Origin of the sequence: Phyllobacterium bourgognense (assembly GCF_003337575.1) — a bacterium.
Taxonomy (GTDB): Bacteria; Pseudomonadota; Alphaproteobacteria; order Rhizobiales; family Rhizobiaceae; genus Phyllobacterium; species Phyllobacterium bourgognense.
The window spans coordinates 52,576-70,736 of the sequence record NZ_QPJM01000002.1; the positions used below are offsets into that span (position 1 = coordinate 52,576).

Below are 18,161 nucleotides of genomic sequence, written 5' to 3' on the forward strand. Positions count from 1 at the left end.
GCGTGAACACACGCTTTCATTTGCTCAGCAAGCCACTGACCCACAACGGTATTTTCGTGTGACGTAAGCCAGCCAGGCATTCTCTTTGGGTTTGGGGAACTGGGATATGGCTGGAAAGAATCTGCTTGCACGCCTCGTGTGTGGCGGCGCCGGTACATTGGTGATGGTCGGGCTGAGCGCTGGCGCATCGATGGCGCAAAACACCACAAAAGCTGGCGACAATATTGAACTGGAAACAATCGTCGTAAAAGGGGCGCGTCCGAAAGCCGCCGAGGGTGAAAAATCACCATTGACTACGGTGACTGACCGGCAAGAGATTCAGGAGCGCATGGTCGAGAGTTTCGAGGATCTTGGGCGCCGCGTCGATGCTGGCGTCAATTTCAACACGCAAAACAACAGCATCAACCTGCGAGGCCTCGATGAGAATCGTGTCCTGACGACGGTCGACGGCATACGTGTGCCGTGGCTGACCGACCCGCGGAGCAATTCGGGCGGGCTGAACGCGGTGGATTTCGATGGGCTTTCGGCGATCGATATTACCAAGGGTGCTGATTCCAGCCGCTACGGCTCGGGCGCTCTGGGCGGCGTCGTACAGCTGCAGACGCTCGATCCGGAGGACCTTTTGACGGACGGACGCAATTGGGGTGCTATAACCAAGGGCGTCTATGACAGTGCCGACCGGAGCTGGCGCACGAATGCTGCGGTCGCAGCGCGCGCCAACGATACGGAATTCCTGATCCAGGGCGGCTACAGGCAAGGCCATGAATTCGAAAATATGGGCGACGTTGGCGGTTATGGCGCAACGCGAACCGAGGCCAATCCATTAGACTTCGACCAAGGCAATTTTCTCGCCAAGATTTATCAGAATGTCGATGGCGGCCATCGGTTCGGCATAACCGGCGAATATTTCAAGCGCGATGCGGACATCGATGACAAGATCGGTTCGACGGCAAGCTACGTTCGAGGAAGTCTCGAATCCGGGGACGATGTCGAGCGCAAGCGGATATCTGCGAGTTACGACTATATCTCGCCGGATAAGACGGGCTGGATCGATGAGGCGCATGCCATAGCCTATTGGCAGCAGCAGATCCTCACCAAGACAACAGACGGCGTTCGCCTCCGCGATGGCCGGTCGTTCATCATCCGCGGAGACCCTTTCTTTTACGGCTATCCCTCCGGCATCTACACACGTGACAACGAGCTGAAGCAGGACAGCTACGGCCTCACCGGCAATGTTCTAAAAAGCACCGAGATCGGCAATCTTACACACACGTTCCGTGTCGGCGGAGAAATCTACCGCCAGGACCTGCACCAATATTCCGCGGGCGTCGACAATTGTCCCGATGTCGATTGGTCCACGATCCCACAACCTTTCGGTCCGCAATCGTGCCGGATGCTGCATTCAAATTCATCCGATATGCCAGACGTCGAATCCCTCGCAGTCGGTCTCTATGCCGAGGATGACATCGATGTCCTGAATGGCCGAGTGACAATCACACCCGGCGGACGTTTTGACTGGTATGATCATCGCCCGCAATCGACTGCTGCTTATGAGGCTGGTCCCAATTTCGACGGTACGATACCTTCCTCCAACAGCGACTCGCGCTTCTCTCCCAAGCTCCGCGCAACGTGGCATGCTGCTCCGGACCTCGACTTCTACGCTCAGTGGGCGCAGGGTTTCCGCGCTCCGACCGCGCTTGAACTCTTCCAGAATTACGGTGCGCCCGGCTCCTACGCCAGAATCGGAAATCCTGATCTTAAGCCCGAAACCAGCAATGGATTTGAAATCGGCGCGAAACTCGAAAACGAGACCTATGGTTTTGGCGGAAGCATCTTCAACAATTACTACCGCAACTTCATCGAGGAAGTGACGATCGCGCCGCCTGGCGGTGAATTTCCGGTCGGCGGTATTACGGGTTATGCCAATCTCGACCGCGTCCAGATTTATGGAGCGGAATTGCGTGGCCACGTGAATTTTGCCGATCATTGGCGCACCTGGGCCTCGGTCGCATGGACAGTCGGCAAGGATACCGAGAACGACGAATATCTGAATTCGGTGCCGCCGGTTCGTGCGATCGTCGGGCTTGGATACGCGGTAGAGGATTGGGGTAGCGACGTGTCGCTGACCATGGCCTCGCGCCGTGACAAGGTCAGCGACGGCGGTTTCGTTGCCCCCGGCTATGCGTTGGTCGATACTACCCTCTGGTGGGAACCAACGTTCGCCAAGGGAATGAAGCTTCAGGCGGGCATTTTCAATGTCTTCGACACGAAATACTGGAACGCGCTCGATGTGCCGGATTCAATTTCGCCTGCAATCGCAGATCGCTATACGGAAGTTGGCCGCAGTTTCCGTGTTTCGTTGACGCAGAAGTTCTAGATGCCTCTGATCTCCCCTCCAGGTGGGGGGAGATCAACAAATTTACTCAAGCCATTCGGTTACGAACACCTCGTTGGCGTGGATATCGATTGTCTCCAAAACGCCCGGCCCGAGGTTTTCAAACTTGTGCGGCGTGTTGGCGGGCGAGACGACGATCTGACCTTCATGAGCATCGATGATTTCATCCCCGACAGTAAACCGCGCACGGCCTTTGCGGATAATGAATGTCTCAGTGTAGGGATGTTTGTGCAGCCGCGGCCCTGCGCCAACCCGCTCCTGGTGATTGAAAATCACCGAAACGCTGGCTCCGTAAGGCTTGCCCGTGACCTCTCCCTGCCAATTCTCGGGATCGGTCGCCCAGACATCGCGTTCTATTATTTGCGGCATTTTTGGTCTCCTTGTCTCGCCGATGCAAAATAATCGTGGCACAATCACCTGACAAGAACCGATGTGTTCCCGATCACTGCAGTGACATTGATGGTATCAATCAACAAATGTGACGTGACAGCCAGTTGAAGCTGGCCTAGAGCAGATCAATGGACGAACAAATATATCAACGGCAATCGGTTCCCTCCGATCCAGGCCGTGCGCGCACCCAGTTCTGGGAAGGCTTCGCCAAAGGCCTGCCCATCATGATAGCTTCGGCGCCATTCGGGCTGCTGTTTGGTGCGCTGGCCGTCGATAATGGGTTCACCGTGTTTCAGGCCGTGTTGATGAGCGCCGCGATTTTTGGCGGTGCAAGCCAGATGGTCGGTATCGAACTGTTCGGCCACAATGTCCCTGCCTGGCTGATCGTCTTTTCCATTTTTGCCGTAAATTTCCGCCATGTGCTCTATTCGGCGGCGGTGGGACGGCGCATTGGCCACTTCAAACCGCTCCAGAGCGCTCTCAGCTATTTCCTTTTGACCGATCCCCAGTATGCGGAAACCGAGAAGCGCGCGGAATCCAGGAAGCCGGTGACCTTTATCTGGTACCTTGGCGTCGCCACGCCGATTTACGTAATGTGGGTCACAGAAGCCTGGATCGGGGGTTTATTCGGCAATCTGATATCCGACCCGCATGCTCTTGGAATCGATATGCTGCTGCCGATCTATTTTCTTGGGCTGGTCATGGGGTTTCGCAAGCGCGATAACTGGGCGGCGATCGTCACTGCCAGCGCCTTAGTCTCAATCATTGCCTATAAGACGATTGGCTCGCCCTGGCACGTCAGTATTGGCGCTCTTGCTGGCATTCTGATGGCCGTGGTTGTCGCCAAACCAGAACAAGCCAAGGAGCGGAACTGATGTCCTCGATAACGTGGATCATAATCGCCGGCGCAGTTCTGACGTTCCTGACGCGTATCGGCGGTCATCTGGTGCTCTCGCGCTTCGAGCGCATTCATCCTCGTGTCGAAGTCGCGCTCAATGCGGTGCCTGCCGCGGTTTTAACGACGCTTGTTGCCCCTGCCGCGGCAGAAGCCGACTGGCGCGGATTGATCGCGCTTGCCTTCGCCGGTCTTGTGGCTCTGCGCTTCAATGCGCTGACCATGTTTCTCGCTGGCGGAGCGGTGATTATCCTGCTGCGCCAATTCTCCTGATTACAAACTAGCTCTCATGACCGAAGGGCTCGGTCGCGCTGATCAGCCATTCGCGCGCCGGGCCATTCGTGTGCGGCAGCAAAGCCTCGCGAACCCTCGCGTGATACGCATCCAGCCAAATAAGCTCTTCCCGTATCAACAGGCTGGTATCGATCAGCCGTCTGTCGATCGGGCAGAGCGTAATCGTCTCAAAACCCATCATCGGGATATCGCCACCTTCCGGCACTTCCGGCTCCGTGACGATCAACAGGTTTTCGGTACGGATGCCATAGGCGCCGGGCTTGTAGTAGCCGGGCTCGTTGGAAAGGATCATGCCCGGCAGCAGTTCATGCGTGCCCCGTTTCGAGATACTCTGCGGCCCTTCATGCACAGACAGGAATGAACCCACCCCGTGCCCGGTACCATGGCCATAATCATATCCCTGTTTCCACAGAGCGATGCGGGCAAGCACATCGATATCCATACCGCGTGTTCCCTTCGGAAAGCGCGCAGTCGAAATGGCAATCATGCCCTTGAGCACCAGTGTGAATTTGCGCTTCATATCATCTGACGGCTTGCCGATCGGCAGCGTGCGGGTGATGTCGGTGGTCCCGTCGCGATATTGGCCGCCGCTATCGATCAGATAGAGCTCACCGTCCTCCAATGTGCGGTTTGAAGCTGTGCTGACACGGTAATGCGCAAAGGCTCCATTCGGTCCAGCCCCCGAAATGCTGTCGAATGAGAGATTTTCCAGTGGCATCTGGAAGCTCTCCGCCACAGTCTGGCGGGTTTCTTCCAGTTTCGTCGCCGCGATGATCTCATCGATTGTGCCCGGCGCCTGGCTATCGATCCAGGAAAGGAAGGATACCATTGCCACGCCATCGCGCTCGTGCGATTTGCGTGCGCCTTCAAGCTCGACCGCGTTCTTGAGCGCGCGCGGCAACCGCGCCGGGTCGAGGCCGTCCACTACTTTCCCGCCGGCTTTTTCGATGATCAGACGCAGCTTTTCTGCCGCCAGCGCCGGATCGAGCATCACGGTCTTGCCCTCGGCGGCAAAGCCCGCAACGTCTCCTTCAAGGGTCGACGGTGCGCGCAACGTCGAAAGCTGGGTGAGATAGGCTTCCGTTTCGATCGGCAGCTTGCGCTTGTCGATAAAAAGCAGCGGTTCGCCCGATGCCGGAATCAGCGCGAAGGCGAGGGGAAGGGGCGTGTTGCTGACATCATTGCCGCGAATATTGAAAGCCCAGGCAATAGAGGATGGATCCGTGAGGATCGTCGCATCGGCTTTGGCTTTGGCAACGGCTTCGGCCAGTTCATGCAGCTTCTGGCTTGCCAGCTTGCCTGCATATTTCTCCGGCTGGATCGTGACGGCTTCCAGCGGCGGAGCTGGCTGATCGTCCCAGATCAAGTCGACCAGATTGTCTTTAACCGCAACGAGAGTGCCGCCGTTTTTCTCAAGAGCCTCGCGTAACGCTTTGGTTTCGCTGATCGTGTGCAGCCAAGGGTCAAAGCCCATGGTGAGCTTCTTGTCGACATTGCGCAGCCACACCGAAGGTGGCGTATCGACAAGACTTTCGATAGTGAAAACATTCGGGTCGGTCTGCTCAACGGCCTGCAACGTATAGCGGCCGTCCACGAACAGATAGGCCTTGTATTTCATAATCAGAGCAACGCCGGCAGAGCCGGTAAAACCCGTCAGCCAAGCCAGACGGCGGGCGCGGGCAGGCACATATTCGCCCTGGTGTTCATCGGCGCGCGGCACGAGAAAACCATCGAGGCCAAGGTTTTCGAGTTCAGCGCGCAACTTGGCGACACGGGGCCCTCCGGTAGCAGGATTGCTTGCGACCTCAAACGACTGGAACATGGGAATTTGGACCTCTTTGGCTAGCGTATGACCCCAAAAATCTTTGCGATTTTTTGAACAAGGATCATGCGCCAATGATAGGGTCGAAACCTAGCCTCCCGTTTTCACGCACGCAATGGAGGAGTGCATTTGGCAACCGATTTAATCGGGGTTCAGATGCTTGTCCTGGACGAACATTGGATTGCTATCTCACCATCCAGCGTTCGAGCAAAGTGCGTGCGCCGTCTTGACTGCCGCTAATAATTTCAACCGATTCGATTCAACTAGTGATGTGTAGACAAGCATCGGATTTTCCCGACAATAAGCGCTGATCGGTGGGTTAAGGGATCTTTTTGATGCAAAAGTCATTGTTTAAGTTGATTGTTGCGCTGATCCCGATTTTTCTCCCTATATCGCTGGCTTTGGCCGAAACTACCAATGTGGAAATGCTGCTAGGGTATTGGGGCACCAGTCTACCCAATGGCAAAGGTGTAATCTATCATTTTACTCGAACGAAAATGATCGCTTCTCTCTACGACGAATCTAGAAATTTTGTATCAGAAGAACTGAATACAAGTGTTAAATATATGCCCTTTTTCCAAGTAGCAGGCATAGATCAATCAATTGGTATCAAGTTTGATAACGGCGGCGGCTTTTTGGCAATCTTCAAAGACGGCAATCGTGTATACCTCGACTTCATGGGCACTGCTGCTGATGAACCTGGTAACGCGGGCGGGCATTTCTTGGTCAGGCTCTCAGAAAAATCGCCGCACCGGCCTGTCAAAGATAAGTCGTTTTAGAACCAGCAAAATGGAGAATGCCGCATCGTCTATGCGACATCCGTTTTCTGGGCGGCCAAGTCAATGCTGCCAAGGATGAAATTCACCTTTGCTTTGACGAATGCGGTAACGCTTATTGAGTTCGTTGATTTTTGAGCGGTCTGTGACTTCGATTTGCTTGAGATGTTTGTCCCGTCGTTAGATGCATCGCAACGCTCCGACGTCGAGGGGTAGTTCATGTGCACGTAGTCGTCTATAGCTCCAGTGGAAACGGCGTCTGTTCCCATACTCTTTCGTATTTCAGGTTTTTGACCGTCTTTGCCTCGAGCTCATGCAGGATCCTCGCCAATTCCTGCCGGTCACGGGAAACCAGCGCCGGATAGAATGTAGGGTAGAACACGTCCATGGCCCGCCGAATCTCCATGGGTTTCATCAACGTTGCGTCGATGATTTCGATTGCCTGATCGAGATCGCCGGTCGCAACGGCCATGAGCAGCCGGGCATAGGGATAGACGCTCAATGGCATCAGATTATTCTCGGGCCGCGCGCAAAATGCGATCATCTGGTCAAGCGTAGTGATGGAACGCAGGGTCTCCAACGCAACGTCCATAACTCTTACCAGATGCTCCAGGCTGGGCGGGTTGTCGATCATCCAGTGAATGAATTTTGGGTCCGCCTTTCTCTGTCTCGCCAGATCATCGTCTAGTCCCTCGAACGAAAAATACGCAAGGTCCGTTCCCCAGCCCATGCCCAGTCTGGCGGAAGCATCGAATATCAATGACACACTGGTCGATGGAACGAACAGTTTCGGGTCACTGCCACGGTCGATGACAATGCCGCGGGTGAAGTGATGCACCGGCGTGATAAGGAGATAGCGCCCGACTAGCGCCAGGTCCGCGTGGCGCTGAAGGAGAGGCTGGACGATTTGGCGGACCTGGGCGATCGTCGTCATTCGAACGGTCTCATTCCGACGACAAAAAATTGCATGCCCTCGCCAAAATTGCGGGCCACAATCCCCCCGATTTCGTCGAGTCGGGGGAAGGTAATTTCGTTGTCTCCGGTCTTCGGATCATAGACGCAGACAAGCTTGTCGGACGCCCTGTCATACACGTCGATTCGTATCGTGTCAGGGCCGTGCGGCACCCAGGGCTCCTTCCCGGTCGAACGATTAGTCCCTCCAACCTGTGCAACTCCCGATTTCAGTAGCGACTTCTCCGCCTTCAAATTTGGATTCCCGATACTCCTTACCTTCAGCGCGACTTCATAATGGATGTGTGTGCCCCGATTTGCCATTGAATCAAATTTCGAAACCGCGTCGACCTCCGCGGTCGCCTGATTGAGCAGTTCCTGCACTGTCAAATAGTTCGGACAATGCTTGATTACCTCATCACGTGACAGCGTGCCAACGGCTACCTTCGTCTCATCCTTGTCGAGCGAATAGGAACGGGCGCGCGCCGATATAATGGGTATCAGGGTGGTGTCGGGTCCAATCTCCGTAGCCAGCCGGTTGTATTCCTGAATATGGCTGTCGATGTCATCGGTCCAATCCATGCCGTCGATGATTTCAGAAAGGGCCGATACTCCGGGAATCCTGCGCACACGTGGGCGTACAGCGCGCATCGCCTCGCCAATCCATGAACCGGTCGAAGGCCCCTTCGCGGGAGCGGTTGTGGCAGGCTGGCTATTGGTAGCAGCATCCGCCGTCGCGCCGGTTTTGATCGGATCGACAGATGGGCTGGATCGGCCCGAGCCAAAACCCCCACCGCCATCTGTCCACTGCCCGCCATCGGGATTTCCCGCCGGCACGCGTGGCTGGTCAGGGTGATACCGCCGTAAAATATCCTCCGTGATACGCAGCCTGCTACGCCAGAAATCGTAGCCGAGTTCTGCTCCCCGAATATCCTTCGGCAGATAGGAATTGGGCGGCGCCTGCCGCATCGCTTTCAGTTCAGCGGCGGCTTGTTCAACGCGAAATCTATGATGATAAACTTGGGAAAGGTCATATTCGTAATCTCTCATGAAATAAATCCTTTAAAAAGAATATATTCCTATAATCGATCAAGGCTGTCAATGGGAATGTGAGAATGCCACTCCAAAAAAGCTTCTAGTGCGTTGCTTTAGCCTTCAGATGCAGGGTAACCCAGCCCTCGCGGCGCAGTGTCTTCATATGAAACAGGCCCTGGACGCGGTAGGCGGCGAGGACCTTTTCCCGTTGCGTTTCGAGAATGCCCGAGAGGATGAGCGAACCACCCCAGGCGAGGTGTTTGCGCATCTCGGGAGCAAGCTGCATCAACGGCCGCGCAAGGATGTTCGCGACGATGAGATCGAAGGGCGCGGCGGCGCGCATTGCAGGGTGATGAAACCCCGTTGCGGTTTCGGTCTGTATCCGGGCGGCCACGCCGTTCTTCACCACATTCTCCTGCGCCACCGCGACTGCGACCGGATCGATATCCGTTGCCAGAATACGGATAGGCGCAAGCTTGGCGATGCCGATGGCAAGCACGGCGCTTCCCGTTCCAAGGTCAAGCGCATTGCGCGGATGTTCGCGCCGGATCACCTGGCTGATCATGTCGAGACAGCCGGAAGTGGTGCCGTGGTGGCCTGTACCGAACGCCTGTCCTGCATCGATTTCGATACCAAGCTCATTGATGCGGCGTTTGTCGCGATCATGCGAGCCATGCACGAAAAAGCGTCCCGCGCGCACCGGCTTCAGCCCTTCCAGCGAATGCGCGACCCAATCGATATCCGGCACCTGCTCACGTTTCAATTCAAGGCCGAAGGTGTCGCTGCCCGGAGCAATTCCAGGAAAAGTGCCAAGCGGTTTTCCGTCTGGAATTGCGACAAAACCAAGAGATAAAACATTGCGAATGCGTGGCTCGATTTCGTCGGGCTCGAATGTGTAGACCGACACCTCGAATATTTCACGATCCTCGTCGATTTCGGCGTTGGAGACCGGCAGTCCGTCCTCTTCGAATTCACGTTCGAGCATGGTGAAGATGCGCTCGGCTTCGATCTTGCCGGCGGTAACGAAAAGGCGGGTCTGGGTGGTCATTCAAACAAGTTCTCTGCTCTAGGGTGTGTCGAGTTCATGTCAGGCGTGAATACGACAGACCTAGCTTTTGGCGAGGCGTTTCAGTTTCTCGACAGCCGTATCAGGATTTTCGCCATAGGCAATGGTGCCGAAGAAACGGCCTTTACTGTCGAGAAGAAAGATCGAGGCAGTGTGGTCCATCGTATAGTCGCCGCCTTCAACGGGGACCTTGCGCGCAAAGACGCTATAGCCCTTCAGCATGGCGGCGATCTTGTCGGGATCGCCTGTCACGCCCGTGATCCGGTCAGATACATTGCTGACATAGGATTTCATCACGGGAACAGTGTCCCGCTCCGGATCTACTGTCACGAAATAGGCGTTGACGTACGCGCCCTCGGTGCCGAGTTTCTTGAGCCAGCCGTCAAGCTCGAACAATGTCGTCGGACAGACTTCCGGACAATGGGTGAAGCCAAAGAATATGGCGGATGGCTTTTGCCGGAATGCCGCCTCTGTGATCGGTTCGCCGTTCATCGTCGTAAGCTCAAAAGACGTGCCGAATGGCCCCTGATTGCCGGTCGTCGTCGTCTGGCGTGACGACTGGAAGGTGATCCAGCCCGCAGCCCCGGCAAGAAGTGCAATCGCCACGATCAAAAAAGGCAGCAGACGTTTGTTCATGGATGATTACTCAGGGACTGCCAAGCGTCTACATACACCAGGCCAATCCCGCATTGATGAGGGAAAGGAAGATGGAATCGCCCTTGTTGAACCATGCAGCAAAGGTGAGCCCCGAAGCTACGGATGCCGCAAGCGCAAGGGTCGTATAGAGCATCACTCTCGGTGTACTGATGGACGATGACGTTTTCATTGTTTGATTATAGGATTTCGCTTGGGTTTATGCAAAAGAATTGCCCGAGTTAAAATTTGGGAACATCATGGCCGCTGCTGACGATCCGCGCTTTCAGAATGACCAGCCGCGCATCCATCCGAGCGCGCAGCTAAAAGGCGTCAAGCTCGGCAAATATACCGAAGTGGGCGAGCGCGTTGTGCTGCGCGATGTGACAGCCGGTGATTTTACCTATTTCGAACGGCACAGCGAGGGTATCTATGCCGATATTGGGCGGTTTTGCTCGATTGCAGCGAACGTTCGCATCAACGCGCTCGAACACCCGATGGAGCGCCTGACGACGCACAAGATCAGCTACCGGCCCAACGAGTTCTTCAAATACCAGGGCATCGATAACGTCTTTCGCGCACGCCGGCAAGCGAAACGCGTCGGGATCGGCCATGACGTGTGGATCGGGCATGGCGCGGTGATCATGCCGGCAGTCCAGATCGGTCATGGCGCAGTCATCGGCGCCAATGCGGTGGTGACCAGGAATGTAGCACCCTATACGATCGTCGCGGGCAATCCCGCCCGGCCGATACGCCTTCGCTTCCCCGAAGAGATTGCCGCGCGGCTGCAGCGGCTTGCCTGGTGGGACTGGCCTGCGGAAACGCTATTTGAGGCCATCCCCGACATCCAGTCACTCGCCATCGAGGATTTCCTGGCGAAATGGGAACGTTAGAGCAATTCCAGCAAAAGTGGGAACCGGTTTTGTCCGGAATTGCGTAAAAACAAAGAGTTAGACCGTTGCAGTGACTCGATTGAAAACGGAATGCTCCAAACACCGCCCACCGTTTTGCTTGCAATCGTTCCGCGCAGTGTCCAACTGTGTTTTGCCCCAACGTCAAACCCTCGGGAGTTTTCTGATGAAGCGCACCCTTGCTGCACTGGCCCTTCTAGGCGCCGCAGTTCTTCCTGCACAAGCCGAGGAAGTCGGCAAGGTCGGTGTAGACTGGCTTGGCAATGACATTGTCATCGACGCCGTCACCGATCCGAAGGTGCAAGGCGTTACCTGCCATCTCGCATCTTTCTCGCGGGGTATGATCGACCGGCTGCAGAAAGGCAACTGGTTTGAGGATCCGTCCAATGCCTCGATTTCCTGTCAGCAGACGGGTCCCATAACGATCGCTGATATCGAACTGGGCGAAGGTGGCGAGCGGGTATTCTCCGAGCGCACCAGCCTCATCTGGAAGAAGCTCGTCATTACGCGCATCTACGACAAGCCAAACAACACGCTCATTTATCTTGCCCATGCCACGCAGGTTCAGGATGGCTCTGCCAAGACATCCATCTCGACGATCCCGCTCTTTGCGGGGAACGTGAGTTGGTCCAAAGGCAAGCCGGAGTAATCATTCTGGCTTTGGCGATTTGGTAAATAATCTTATACTATTGGCTAATAGGAATTTAATCTTATTTACGGCAAGGTGGATCGAGCATTTATCTGAAGGTTTGACCATGAATTTTCGCATTAAAAATCACAGACTCGGCACTGGCACATCGAATGTGAATTTCATCGGCTCGCCGAATATTGGCGGCGAATTGAACCCCAGATTTCTGATCATCCATTACACCGCGAGCGGACCGGACGCCGATATCGCCAGGTATTTTTCGCAAGAAGCTGCCAATGTTTCGGCACATCTCGTCGTCCGCCGCGATGGATCAGTCACGCAATGCGTGCCATTCAATGTTGTCGCCTGGCATGCGGGCAAGAGCCAGTGGACGGGGAGGGGCGGTACCAGATATTCGGGGCTGAACAGTTCGGCTATCGGCATCGAGATCGAGAACTGGGGACCGCTTGGCAAGAGTGCTGGAGGCTGGGTGTCGTGGACCGGAGTGGCCGTTGATGGGTCGAAGGTCATCGAAGCCCGCCATAAGTTCGGCGTGCCCGATTGCGGCTGGGAAGTCTTCACCACAGCGCAGATCGAGACCGTGATTGCCATCGCGCAAGCTATCTGTCGCGCATATGCCATCGAGGATATCATGGGTCATGACGATATCGCCCCCCGCCGCAAGTCTGATCCCGGGCCGGCGTGGGACATGGAAGCGTTCAAGGCGCGGGTGAAAGAGAAGACTGAATATAAGAAAACAAATGGTACACGGATGCTGCAACGGACTGAGCGCTAGCTCAAATGCCCTTCACGAAGCTGTCCAGCACACGCTTTTGCCCGGCCTTGTCGAAATCGATCGTCAGCTTGTTGCCTTCGATCGCCGAGACATTGCCATTGCCAAACTTGATGTGGAACACGCGGTCGCCCACATCGAAATTCGAGGGCGTCTCGCTGACGGATTTCGCCACCAGTTCGCCATCGATCGTGCGGCCCTTCACTGAACCGCGCCCTGCGCCGAGGACGGAATCCGTTTCGCCGTAGCCGATGCGCTCCACCTTTGCGCCGGAGCGCGAGCCCCAGTTGTTGCGGGTAGCGTCGGAGCGGTTTTGCTGGGCGCGTTGCCAGCCGGGTGTCGAGTAGGTATTTTCGAACGGATCGGCGCGATCGAAGCGCGACTGGCCGTATCCGCCGCCCCGGCCGCCATAGCCTCCATAGCTATCGCCGCCCGCTACCACATCCACATGCGCTTCCGGCAGCTCTTCGAGAAAACGGGAAGGGATCGTCGATTGCCACAGGCCATGGATACGCCGGTTTGAAACGAACCAGATATGCAGGTTCTTCTTGGCGCGCGTCAGCCCGACATAGGCGAGGCGGCGTTCTTCTTCGAGGCCCGAGCGGCCGCCTTCATCCAGCGCGCGCTGGTGCGGAAACAGGCCTTCCTCCCAACCCGGAAGGATGACCGTCTCAAACTCAAGGCCCTTCGCCGAGTGAAGCGTCATGATATTCACGGCATCGAGGTTTTCGTTCTGCTCGGCATCCATGACCAGTGCCACATGTTCGAGGAAAGAGCGCAGCGACTCGTATTCCTCCATCGAGCGGATCAGTTCTTTCAGGTTTTCGAGCCGCCCCGGTGCCTCGGCGGAGCGATCCGCCTGCCACATGGCCGTATAGCCGGATTCGTCGAGGATTTTCTCGGCAAGCTCCGTATGCGGGGTCGTGTCAATCTGCCCCTGCCAGCGCTGGAAATTTTCCACCACTTCGCGCAAGGCTGAGCGCGGCTTGGGCTTCAGCTCTTCCGTCTGGATCAGGTCGGCCGCCGCGTCGAGCATGCTGATGTCGCGGGCCCGTGCATAATCATGCACCTGCCGGATCGCTGCTTCGCCAAGTCCGCGCTTCGGCGTGTTGATGATGCGTTCCAGAGCGAGATCGTCAGCGCCTTGCGCCACGACGCGGAAATAGGCCAGCGCATCGCGGATTTCGAGACGTTCATAAAACCGCGGGCCGCCGACCACCCGGTAGTTCAGGCCGAGCGTGACGAAACGGTCTTCGAACTCGCGCATCTGGAACGAGGCACGCACAAGGATCGCCATGTCGTTAAGATTGTGGCCCTTGCGCTGGGCTTGTTCGATCTCTTCGCCGACAGCGCGGGCTTCCTCTTCGGAATCCCACGAGGCGTGCACATTGACCTTCGCGTCTTCAGGATTGGCCGCATCGGTGAAGAGGGTTTTGCCGAGACGGCCTTCATTGTGCGAAATCAGGAACGAGGCAGTACCGAGAATATGCGCTGTCGAGCGGTAGTTGCGCTCCAGCCGGATCACAACCGCGCCGGGAAAATCCTTCTCGAAGCGCAGGATATTGTCCACCTCCGCGCCGCGCCAACCGTAAATCGATTGATCATCATCGCCGACACAGCAGACATTCTTCGAACCCTGCGCGATCAGCCGCAGCCACATATATTGCGCGGTATTGGTGTCCTGATACTCGTCGACGAGGATATAGCGAAACTTGGCGTGATATTCTTTCAGCACATCCGGATAGGCGCGGAACATGCGGATCGGATGGCAAAGCAGGTCGCCGAAATCGCAGGCGTTCAGCGTCTTCAGGCGGTTCTGGTAGGCGCTATACAGCTCGCGGCCCTTGCCGTTGGCAAAGGCGCGTGCGTCGCCTTCCGGTATTTCGGAAGGGCCAAGCCCCTTGTTCTTCCAGCCGTCGATCATCAAGGCGAACTGCTTGGCGGGCCAGCGTTTGTCGTCGAGGCCCTCGGCCTGGATGATCTGCTTGATCAGACGGACGACGTCATCCGTGTCGAGAATGGTGAAATCGGACTTGAGGCCGACCAGCTCCGCATGACGCCGCAGCAGCTTGACGCCGATCGAGTGGAAGGTGCCGAGCCATGGCATGCCCTCCACTGCACCGCCAACCAGAACGCCGATACGCTCTTTCATTTCGCGGGCGGCCTTGTTGGTAAAAGTCACCGCCAGGATCTGGCTTGGCCAGGCTTTGCCCAGCGAAAGGATATGCGCAATACGGGAGGTCAAAACGCGCGTCTTGCCCGTACCGGCACCAGCCAGGACGAGCACCGGACCTTCCGTCGTTTCAACCGCCAGTCGCTGTTCAGGATTGAGTCCGCTAAGGTAGGGTGGCGCCCCACGCGCTTGCATAGCGCGCGCAGCTATACCCGAAGGCTGGCGCGGCGGCGCATCAGCTTCGTCGAAAAACGGCATATCGTCAGGTAATCCGGACATTTGAACCCAATGTAGTGATTCGGTACCGAAAAACCAGAAAAATGCGATACAAAAAGAGAACGGCGAGGCTTAGGCCAATCTTCTACACCTAAACTTGAAGTTGAAATATACGCCAAGCGATATTGCGTCCTTTGGATTTACGGCATACCCATTTTGATTGAGACGACTCTTTGACTTGAGCACACCCTGACAACCGCCGGCACGTTCGCAGCCGCGTGTCAGAGATCATTCGATCCTGATTGAGCTTGGAAAAGGACTCCCGCCCCATGGCAATCACTCTGACAGCCCTTGTTTTCCTCCTGATCGGTGCGGCGCTGGGTGCCGGCGGTGTCTGGCTCGCGGTGCTTGGTGGCAGCTGGTATTATATCTTCGCTGGGCTGGCTTTCCTGATCACCTCCTATCTTCTCGTCCGAAAACGCGCTTCGGCGTTGCTTGTTTATGCGATCCTGGTGATCGGTACGCTCGGCTGGGCTATCTGGGAGATCGGCTTCGATTGGTGGCAGCTCGCGCCGCGCGGCGGTGTCATCATCCTGCTCGGGCTATGGTTGCTGACACCTTGGATTCGCCGCGGACTGAATGCTGGCGCTGACGCACAGCGGACTTCGTGGGGTCCGGCCGTTCCTCTGCTTCTCACCGTTCTCGCTGCACTTGTGGTTGCAGGCTACGCTATGATGGGTGATCCGAAGCAAATCACGGGAGAGCTCAGCGAAGAGGTTATCACAACCGAGCCAGATCTTGGCGGCAACGTTCCCGCCGACGATTGGCACCAATACGGTCGCACCCCCTATGGCCAGCGCTATTCGCCGCTGAAGGAAATTACGCCAGACAACGTCAATAGTTTGCAGGTTGCCTGGACCTACCAGACCGGCGATGTGAAACTGCCCGATGATATCGGTGAAACCACCTATCAGGTGACGCCACTGAAAGTGCGCGACACGCTCTATATCTGCACGCCGCACAATTGGGCCATCGCGCTCGATGCCGCAACCGGCAAGGAGAAGTGGAAGTTCGACCCGAATGTCGGGCTCAATCCCGATCGCCAGCACCAGACATGCCGCGGCGTCTCCTACTATGCCGACCCGGCTTTGCAGCCCGGCCAACCTTGTGCTGAACGGGTCTATCTACCGACCTCTGACGCGCGATTGATTGCGCTTGATGCGGCAAACGGCCAGATCTGCCCCTCCTTCGCCGACAAAGGCACCCTGCATCTCGAAAAGGGCATGCCATACAACCCGGCGGGTTATTATTATTCGACGTCACCGCCCGTCGTCGCTGCCGGCAAGATCATTGTCGGCGGTGCGGTCAATGATAATTACTCGATACATGAGCAGTCCGGCGTCATTCGTGCGTACGATATCAATACAGGCGCGCTCGTCTGGAACTGGGATTCAGGCAATCCCGACGTGACGACGCCCTTGCCGGAGGGCCAGACCTATACCCACAATTCACCCAACAGCTGGTCGGTCTCAAGTGTGGATGAGAAGCTCGGCCTGCTCTTCGTCCCGCTCGGCAACCAGACGCCGGACCAGCTTGGCGCGGGACGGTCGGAGAATGTCGAGAAGTTTTCGTCGTCGATCGTTGCGCTTGACCTGAATTCCGGCAAGTTGCGGTGGGTCCGCCAGACGGTTCATCACGATCTCTGGGACATGGATGTTCCCGCGCAGCCAACACTTCTCGATATCAATACCGCAACGGGCGCCATTCCAGCACTCGTCGGGCCGACCAAGCAGGGCGACATTTATGTTCTCGACCGGCGTACTGGCGAGCCTATCCTGCCGGTAGAGGAAGTTCCGGCGCCGACGGGTGCCATAGAGGGGGATCATACCGCTCCGACACAGCCTGTATCTGCTCTCAACTTCATACCGCAGCGTTTGACGGGCAAGGATATGTGGGGCGTGTCGATGTTCGACCAGCTGGCGTGCCGCATCGAGTTCCTCAGGCTACGCTACGAAGGCCGCTACACGCCGCCATCGCTGCAGGGATCGCTGATCTATCCGGGCAATTTCGGCGTGTTCAACTGGGGCGGCATTGCTGTCGATCCCGGGCGCCAGATCATGTTCGGCATGCCGACCTATCTTGCCTTTACGTCAAAGCTGGTTCCGCGTGCCGATGTTCCGCCACCGGGCGACAATACCAAGGGCAGCGAGCAGGGTCTCAATCGCAATGAAGGCGCCCCCTATGCGGTCATCATGGGACCGTTCGTTTCGCCGCTCGGCCTGCCTTGCCAGGCTCCACCATGGGGCTATGTGGCCGGGGCTGACCTGCGCACCGGCAAGATCACCTGGAAGCACCGGAATGGTACAGTGCGGGATTCGTCGCCGCTGCCTTTGCCTTTCAAGGTCGGCGTTCCGGGTATCGGCGGTCCGATGATTACCGCCAGCGGCGTCGCTTTCCTCGGCGCAGCCGTGGATGATTATCTGCGCGCGTATAATGTCACGAACGGCGAGCAGCTTTGGGAAGCACGCCTCCCAGCAGGCGGCCAGTCGACGCCCATGTCCTTCGCTTTGAATGGCAAGCAGTATGTCGTCATGGTTGCCGGAGGGCACGGTTCGGTTGGGACCAAACCCGGCGACTATGTCATTGCCTATACCCTGCCACAATGATCGAAGGTTTCTCAACGTTGCGGGAGCTTCAACGGAGCTCCCGTTTTCACGGTGCGGATGGCGAAATTCGAACGGATGTCCGCAACACCAGGAAGCAATAACAGCTTTTCAGTTAAGAACCGCTCATAGGCGCTGAGATCCTCGACAACCACCTCGGCGAGAAAGTCCGCAGTTCCGGAGATGAGGAATGCGGCTGTCACTTCCGGCATGGCAATCAGCGCCGCCTGTTGCGCGTCCGAATTTTCGCGGCTGTGCTGCCCGACCTTGATTTCGACGAAAACCGTCAAGCCGAGACCGACTTCCTTGCGGTCGATATCAGCGCGGTAACCACGGATGATTCCGGCCTTTTCCAGATTGCGGATACGGCGCAGGCAAGGTGAGGGCGAAAGGTTCACCTTCTCGGCAATCTCGACATTGGTCGCCCGTGCGTCCTCCTGCAGAGCTTCGAGTATTCCGATATCGAATTTATCAAGGTTTGGCATAAACCGCCTCATAGTCCCATTAAACTTACCGAATA

General features: G+C 56.6%; 17 protein-coding genes. 8 read left to right on the top strand and 9 right to left on the bottom strand.

Features of this window, described 5'->3' with window-relative positions; translation table 11 throughout:
* Positions 1-106: 106 nt before the first annotated feature.
* Positions 107-2,377 (top strand): TonB-dependent hemoglobin/transferrin/lactoferrin family receptor, encoded by a 2,271-nt coding sequence (locus tag C7476_RS03885; RefSeq protein ID WP_114428612.1) that lies wholly within the window; start codon positions 107-109, stop codon positions 2,375-2,377.
* Between the two features lie 42 nt (positions 2,378-2,419).
* Here the strand turns inward: C7476_RS03885 and C7476_RS03890 are convergent, their stop codons facing one another.
* Positions 2,420-2,764 (bottom strand): cupin domain-containing protein, encoded by a 345-nt coding sequence (locus tag C7476_RS03890; RefSeq protein WP_114428613.1) that lies wholly within the window; start codon positions 2,762-2,764, stop codon positions 2,420-2,422.
* A 149-nt stretch (positions 2,765-2,913) separates the two neighbouring features.
* Between C7476_RS03890 and C7476_RS03895 the strand changes: the two genes are divergently transcribed.
* Both C7476_RS03895 and C7476_RS03900 read left to right on the top strand, forming a co-directional pair.
* The gene (locus tag C7476_RS03895) at positions 2,914-3,660 is read left to right on the top strand and encodes an AzlC family ABC transporter permease (RefSeq protein WP_114428614.1); all 747 of its coding nucleotides are present in this window, start codon (positions 2,914-2,916) and stop codon (positions 3,658-3,660) included.
* Positions 3,660-3,953, top strand: a complete 294-nt coding sequence (locus C7476_RS03900; RefSeq protein WP_112530090.1) for an AzlD family protein — start codon at positions 3,660-3,662, stop codon at positions 3,951-3,953. Before C7476_RS03895 ends, C7476_RS03900 begins: the two co-directional genes overlap by 1 nt.
* A gap of 7 nt (positions 3,954-3,960) precedes the next feature.
* On the opposite strand, the gene C7476_RS03905 is transcribed toward C7476_RS03900, so the two are convergent.
* The gene (locus C7476_RS03905) at positions 3,961-5,796 is read right to left on the bottom strand and encodes an aminopeptidase P family protein (RefSeq protein WP_114428615.1); all 1,836 of its coding nucleotides are present in this window, start codon (positions 5,794-5,796) and stop codon (positions 3,961-3,963) included.
* Positions 5,797-6,131: 335 nt separating this feature from the next.
* Here C7476_RS03905 and C7476_RS03910 point away from each other — a divergent pair, with 335 nt between their 5' ends.
* On the top strand, positions 6,132-6,575 hold the full coding sequence (locus tag C7476_RS03910) for a hypothetical protein (protein ID WP_147274609.1): 444 nt from the start codon (positions 6,132-6,134) through the stop codon (positions 6,573-6,575).
* 232 nt (positions 6,576-6,807) lie between these two features.
* Here C7476_RS03910 and C7476_RS03920 read toward each other — a convergent pair whose 3' ends face one another.
* From C7476_RS03920 to C7476_RS28060, 5 genes are all read right to left on the bottom strand, one after another.
* Positions 6,808-7,506 (bottom strand): hypothetical protein, encoded by a 699-nt coding sequence (locus tag C7476_RS03920; protein ID WP_114428618.1) that lies wholly within the window; start codon positions 7,504-7,506, stop codon positions 6,808-6,810.
* Positions 7,503-8,573, bottom strand: a complete 1,071-nt coding sequence (locus C7476_RS03925) for a hypothetical protein (protein ID WP_114428619.1) — start codon at positions 8,571-8,573, stop codon at positions 7,503-7,505. The genes C7476_RS03920 and C7476_RS03925 overlap by 4 nt, the downstream gene beginning before the upstream one ends.
* Positions 8,574-8,658: 85 nt before the next feature.
* A complete protein-coding gene (locus C7476_RS03930; RefSeq protein ID WP_114428620.1) occupies positions 8,659-9,606 on the bottom strand; it encodes a 50S ribosomal protein L11 methyltransferase in 948 nt (315 codons plus the stop codon).
* Between the two features lie 60 nt (positions 9,607-9,666).
* A complete protein-coding gene (locus C7476_RS03935) occupies positions 9,667-10,260 on the bottom strand; it encodes an SCO family protein (protein WP_114428621.1) in 594 nt (197 codons plus the stop codon).
* 28 nt (positions 10,261-10,288) lie between these two features.
* Positions 10,289-10,450: a hypothetical protein gene (locus C7476_RS28060; protein WP_181872343.1), complete on the bottom strand. Its 162-nt coding sequence runs from the start codon at positions 10,448-10,450 to the stop codon at positions 10,289-10,291.
* Between the two features lie 67 nt (positions 10,451-10,517).
* Here C7476_RS28060 and C7476_RS03940 point away from each other — a divergent pair, with 67 nt between their 5' ends.
* From C7476_RS03940 to C7476_RS03950, 3 genes are all read left to right on the top strand, one after another.
* Positions 10,518-11,150 carry a DapH/DapD/GlmU-related protein gene (locus C7476_RS03940; protein WP_114428622.1) on the top strand — a complete coding sequence of 211 codons (633 nt, stop codon included), beginning with the start codon at positions 10,518-10,520 and terminating at the stop codon, positions 11,148-11,150.
* Between the two features lie 184 nt (positions 11,151-11,334).
* On the top strand, positions 11,335-11,817 hold the full coding sequence (locus C7476_RS03945) for a CreA family protein (protein ID WP_114428623.1): 483 nt from the start codon (positions 11,335-11,337) through the stop codon (positions 11,815-11,817).
* 106 nt (positions 11,818-11,923) lie between these two features.
* Positions 11,924-12,592, top strand: a complete 669-nt coding sequence (locus C7476_RS03950; RefSeq protein WP_114428624.1) for an N-acetylmuramoyl-L-alanine amidase — start codon at positions 11,924-11,926, stop codon at positions 12,590-12,592.
* Position 12,593: 1 nt separating this feature from the next.
* On the opposite strand, the gene C7476_RS03955 is transcribed toward C7476_RS03950, so the two are convergent.
* Positions 12,594-15,041 (bottom strand): ATP-dependent helicase, encoded by a 2,448-nt coding sequence (locus C7476_RS03955; RefSeq protein WP_114428625.1) that lies wholly within the window; start codon positions 15,039-15,041, stop codon positions 12,594-12,596.
* Positions 15,042-15,307: 266 nt separating this feature from the next.
* Here C7476_RS03955 and C7476_RS03960 point away from each other — a divergent pair, with 266 nt between their 5' ends.
* Positions 15,308-17,644: a glucose/quinate/shikimate family membrane-bound PQQ-dependent dehydrogenase gene (locus C7476_RS03960; protein ID WP_114428626.1), complete on the top strand. Its 2,337-nt coding sequence runs from the start codon at positions 15,308-15,310 to the stop codon at positions 17,642-17,644.
* A gap of 11 nt (positions 17,645-17,655) precedes the next feature.
* Here C7476_RS03960 and C7476_RS03965 read toward each other — a convergent pair whose 3' ends face one another.
* Complete coding sequence (locus tag C7476_RS03965) at positions 17,656-18,126, bottom strand: Lrp/AsnC family transcriptional regulator (protein ID WP_114428627.1); 471 nt, start codon at positions 18,124-18,126, stop codon at positions 17,656-17,658.
* Positions 18,127-18,161: the final 35 nt, after the last annotated feature.

Excerpts from the sequence above, each read along its gene's own strand:
- C7476_RS03885 (WP_114428612.1), top strand. The coding sequence starts at position 107 with ATGGCTGGAAAGAATCTGCTTGCACGCCTCGTGTGTGGCGGCGCCGGT.
- C7476_RS03890 (WP_114428613.1), bottom strand. The coding sequence starts at position 2,764 with ATGCCGCAAATAATAGAACGCGATGTCTGGGCGACCGATCCCGAGAAT.
- C7476_RS03895 (WP_114428614.1), top strand. The coding sequence starts at position 2,914 with ATGGACGAACAAATATATCAACGGCAATCGGTTCCCTCCGATCCAGGC.
- C7476_RS03900 (WP_112530090.1), top strand. The coding sequence starts at position 3,660 with ATGTCCTCGATAACGTGGATCATAATCGCCGGCGCAGTTCTGACGTTC.
- C7476_RS03905 (WP_114428615.1), bottom strand. The coding sequence starts at position 5,796 with ATGTTCCAGTCGTTTGAGGTCGCAAGCAATCCTGCTACCGGAGGGCCC.
- C7476_RS03910 (WP_147274609.1), top strand. The coding sequence starts at position 6,132 with ATGCAAAAGTCATTGTTTAAGTTGATTGTTGCGCTGATCCCGATTTTT.
- C7476_RS03920 (WP_114428618.1), bottom strand. The coding sequence starts at position 7,506 with ATGACGACGATCGCCCAGGTCCGCCAAATCGTCCAGCCTCTCCTTCAG.
- C7476_RS03925 (WP_114428619.1), bottom strand. The coding sequence starts at position 8,573 with ATGAGAGATTACGAATATGACCTTTCCCAAGTTTATCATCATAGATTT.
- C7476_RS03930 (WP_114428620.1), bottom strand. The coding sequence starts at position 9,606 with ATGACCACCCAGACCCGCCTTTTCGTTACCGCCGGCAAGATCGAAGCC.
- C7476_RS03935 (WP_114428621.1), bottom strand. The coding sequence starts at position 10,260 with ATGAACAAACGTCTGCTGCCTTTTTTGATCGTGGCGATTGCACTTCTT.
- C7476_RS28060 (WP_181872343.1), bottom strand. The coding sequence starts at position 10,450 with ATGAAAACGTCATCGTCCATCAGTACACCGAGAGTGATGCTCTATACG.
- C7476_RS03940 (WP_114428622.1), top strand. The coding sequence starts at position 10,518 with ATGGCCGCTGCTGACGATCCGCGCTTTCAGAATGACCAGCCGCGCATC.
- C7476_RS03945 (WP_114428623.1), top strand. The coding sequence starts at position 11,335 with ATGAAGCGCACCCTTGCTGCACTGGCCCTTCTAGGCGCCGCAGTTCTT.
- C7476_RS03950 (WP_114428624.1), top strand. The coding sequence starts at position 11,924 with ATGAATTTTCGCATTAAAAATCACAGACTCGGCACTGGCACATCGAAT.
- C7476_RS03955 (WP_114428625.1), bottom strand. The coding sequence starts at position 15,041 with ATGTCCGGATTACCTGACGATATGCCGTTTTTCGACGAAGCTGATGCG.
- C7476_RS03960 (WP_114428626.1), top strand. The coding sequence starts at position 15,308 with ATGGCAATCACTCTGACAGCCCTTGTTTTCCTCCTGATCGGTGCGGCG.
- C7476_RS03965 (WP_114428627.1), bottom strand. The coding sequence starts at position 18,126 with ATGCCAAACCTTGATAAATTCGATATCGGAATACTCGAAGCTCTGCAG.